The organism is Sulfurimonas sp., assembly GCF_016744025.1.
Lineage (GTDB): Bacteria > Campylobacterota > Campylobacteria > Campylobacterales > Sulfurimonadaceae > Sulfurimonas.
Genome location: NZ_JADGFC010000188.1, coordinates 1 through 3,544, shown reverse-complemented (window position 1 = coordinate 3,544; position 3,544 = coordinate 1). Strand labels below are relative to the sequence as shown.

Genomic DNA, 3,544 nt, shown 5'->3' with positions numbered 1-3,544 from the left:
TTGGCTTACTATAAAGAATTTAATGATTTAACACATAAAGAACTTCTTTGGAATGAAGAGGTGATTGATAAAATAAACAAAGGATTAGTATAATGGATTTAGGATTTATGTTAAAGAAGTTTATAACTTTTTTTATTGAACCATATGGGATGGTTCTTTCACTTTTCGTAATTTGGTTTATTCTTTCAAACATTAAAAAAGTTAAGTTGGCAAAAATTTCTTTGTCTCTCGCTTTTGGACTTCTGTTTTTATTTTCTTATCCTCCATTTGCAAATTTTTTAATCTCAAACTTAGAAAATCAGTATCCTAAATATGATTATAAGAATGATGTTTCATATATACATGTTTTGGGTAGTGGACATAATGGTGATGAAACTCAACCTCTTTCATCAAAAATAGGAAATGCTGGACTCAAGAGAGTTTTAGAAGGTGTAATAATTCATAAAAAGATTGCAGGATCAAAACTAATTTTTACAGGGTATGGTGGTCGAGAAGATATTTCAACAGCTAAAATGAATGCAAGAATAGCTTTAGCTTTAGGTATAAAAGAAGAAGATATTATATTGGGAGAAAAAGCTAAAGATACTCAGGATGAAGCATCTTTTACTAAAAAACTAGTAGGTGATAAATCTTTTGTTTTAGTTACAAGTGCAAGCCATATGCCAAGAGCTATGATTTTATTTGAATCTTTAAACTTAAAACCAATTGCTGCACCAACAGCTTTTTATAAAGATAAGTTTAGAGGAATCTTTAGATTACCAAATATTAATTCTTTTATTAAGTCCCAAGTTGCTATGCATGAATATTGGGGAATATTATGGAGTAAGTTAAAAAAGTTAGATGAGAGGCTAAAAGAGCTTTCTCATCAACTTTATTAAAGTTTGTAAAGGTAGATTTTTTATAAAACCATTGCAGCTATCCAACCAAAAATAATTAGTGGGATATTGAAGTGAAGAAATGTAGGAACAACAGTGTCCCAAATATGGTCGTGTTGTCCATCCGCATTTAGTCCTGAGGTTGGCCCAAGAGTTGAATCAGATGCTGGTGAACCTGCATCTCCAAGTGCTCCTGCCGTACCAACTAGTGCAATGATAGCCATTGCTGAAAAGTCAAACTGTAGTGCTAAAGGTACATAAACAGTTGCAATAATAGGTATAGTTGAAAATGATGAACCTATTCCCATAGTAACTAATAAACCAACTATCAGCATGAACAGTGCCGCTAAAGCTTTAGAATCACCAATTACATTTGCAACAGATGCTACAAGAGAGTCGATGCCGTTTGTTGCTTTCATAACTTCTGCAAACCCTGAAGCTGCAATCATAATGAAACCTATCATAGCCATCATATGAACACCTTTAGTAAATACATCCTGAGTCTCATTAAGACGGATTACACCGCCAAGAGTAAGAATAGTAAAACCTGCAAGTGAACCTAAGATAATAGAATCTGCATAAAGTTGAAGACTTAAAGCTACTGAGATACCAACGATAGCAACGTAAACATGATTCATATTTACTTTACTTGATTCTGGCTCAGTTTTTAAAATCTCTTTTTCATTATATTCTCTAGGTTTTCTATAAGTAAAAAATATTGCAACCATAAGACCAAGAAACATTCCAGATACAGGTATTGCCATTGCTATTGGAAGTTGACTTGCTGTCGCATCTACTCCATTATCCACCAAATACTTTAACAAAATATTTTGTAAAAATATTCCTCCAAAACCTATAGGAAGAATCATATAAGTTGCTGTTAAACCAAATGTCATAACAGTGGCTACAAGTCTTCTATCCATTTTTAAACTCGCCATAACATGTAGAAGTGGCGGAATTAAAATAGGAATAAAAGCAATATGAATAGGAACAATATTTTGAGAAGAAATCGCAGCTAATAATATTACAGAGATAAGAATAACTTTAACCCATAATTGTTCGCTACGAGAAGCTTCTTTACCTTTCATTTTTTTAATGATATTGTTTGCAAGTAAGTTTGTTATACCTGACTTTGAAATAGCAACAGCAAATGCTCCAAGCATTGCATAACTAAGAGCTATTGAAGCTCCTCCACCAAGACCATTGTTAAATGTATTTATAGTTTCAAGTAAAGATAGATTACCTATTAAACCACCAATAATGGCACTTACGGTAAGTGCTATTACTACATTTATTCTCATCAGACTTAGTACTAACATGACAATTACTGCCACAGCGATTGGATTCATTTCTATCCTTAATATTTTAGTTTAGTTTAACTATTTAAAATATTATCATAATTGCTGTCCAATGTATATTAAATGTCTTGTGTATTAACGATGCAATAACTAAATAAGAGTAAACTAACATTTATGAAAAATATAATAAATATCAACTCTTGTCATTTCAAATATTCTAATAGTGAGAAAAATATTATTAATATAGATACATTATCTATAAAGAGTGAAGAACATATATTTATAAGAGGAAAAAGTGGAAGTGGTAAAAGTACATTTTTAAATCTCTTAACTGGTATTTTAGAAGCACAAAATTCAAGTATAGAAATTCTTGGAGTGGATATAACAACTCTCAGTGCTACTCAAATAGATAGATTTCGTGCTGATAATTTTGGAATCGTTTTTCAAGAGTTCAATCTTTTACCATACCTGAGTGTTGAGGAAAATATTTCACTTGTTGCTAAATTCTCAAAACAAAAATCACAAAATATAAAAAACATTACTAAAGAGATTGACTCACTACTACAAGCTGTTGAAATACCTCTTGAGATGAAAAGTGAAAAAGCGATGCAACTTAGTGTTGGAGAACAACAAAGAGTTGCTCTTGCAAGAGCACTTCTTGGTAAACCTAAAATCATCATAGCAGATGAACCAACATCAGCTCTTGATGCAAATACAAAAGAAAAATTTATGAAACTACTCTTAAAACAAGCAAAGGCTCAAAAATCTACACTTATATTTGTAAGTCATGATATAGAGTTGTCATCATATTTCGATACCGTTTATGATTTTGAAAATATAAATAGGCTAACTCAATGAAGCACCTAATATATTTGACTTATAAAAGTATTCAAAACAGAAAACTAACTTTTGCTCTTTCCGTACTTTCCATAGCTATCAGTGTAGTCTTACTCTTAGGTGTTGACAAAGCTATAAAGTCAAGTCAAAATCACTTTATAAGTACTATCAATAAAACAGATATTATAGTTGCTTCATCAAATGGTTCATTAGAAATTTTACTAAATCTTATCTTTCATATATCAGATCCACTCCCAAAAATGAAATACAGTTCATTTGAAGATTTACAAAAAGTTGAAGAAGTAAAATGGGCTGTTCCTATCTCTCTTGGGGATAATTTTAATGGCTTTGATGTTATTTCCACTAACGAAGATTATTTTAAATACTACAGATATTCATCAGGAAAACTTTTAGAGTTTGAAAATGGTAAAACTTTAGATGGATTTTATGATGTAGTTTTAGGTAGTAGCGTAGCAAAAAAACTTAATATTAATGTGGGTGATATTATACATCTCTCTCGTTCAAATTATAAAC

General features: G+C 30.8%; 4 protein-coding genes. 3 read left to right on the top strand and 1 reads right to left on the bottom strand.

Features of this window, described 5'->3' with window-relative positions; all coding sequences use genetic code 11:
• Positions 1-92 precede the first annotated feature (92 nt).
• Positions 93-878 (top strand): ElyC/SanA/YdcF family protein, encoded by a 786-nt coding sequence (locus QZZ48_RS14830; RefSeq protein ID WP_294967035.1) that lies wholly within the window; start codon positions 93-95, stop codon positions 876-878.
• 20 nt (positions 879-898) lie between these two features.
• Here QZZ48_RS14830 and QZZ48_RS14825 read toward each other — a convergent pair whose 3' ends face one another.
• Positions 899-2,224 (bottom strand): Na+/H+ antiporter family protein, encoded by a 1,326-nt coding sequence (locus tag QZZ48_RS14825; RefSeq protein ID WP_294967034.1) that lies wholly within the window; start codon positions 2,222-2,224, stop codon positions 899-901.
• A 123-nt stretch (positions 2,225-2,347) separates the two neighbouring features.
• Between QZZ48_RS14825 and QZZ48_RS14820 the strand changes: the two genes are divergently transcribed.
• Positions 2,348-3,031 (top strand): ATP-binding cassette domain-containing protein, encoded by a 684-nt coding sequence (locus QZZ48_RS14820; RefSeq protein ID WP_294967033.1) that lies wholly within the window; start codon positions 2,348-2,350, stop codon positions 3,029-3,031.
• Positions 3,028-3,544, top strand: a 517-nt coding sequence (locus tag QZZ48_RS14815; RefSeq protein WP_294967032.1) for an ABC transporter permease, incomplete at its 3' end; no start/stop codon positions are given. The genes QZZ48_RS14820 and QZZ48_RS14815, both read left to right, overlap by 4 nt.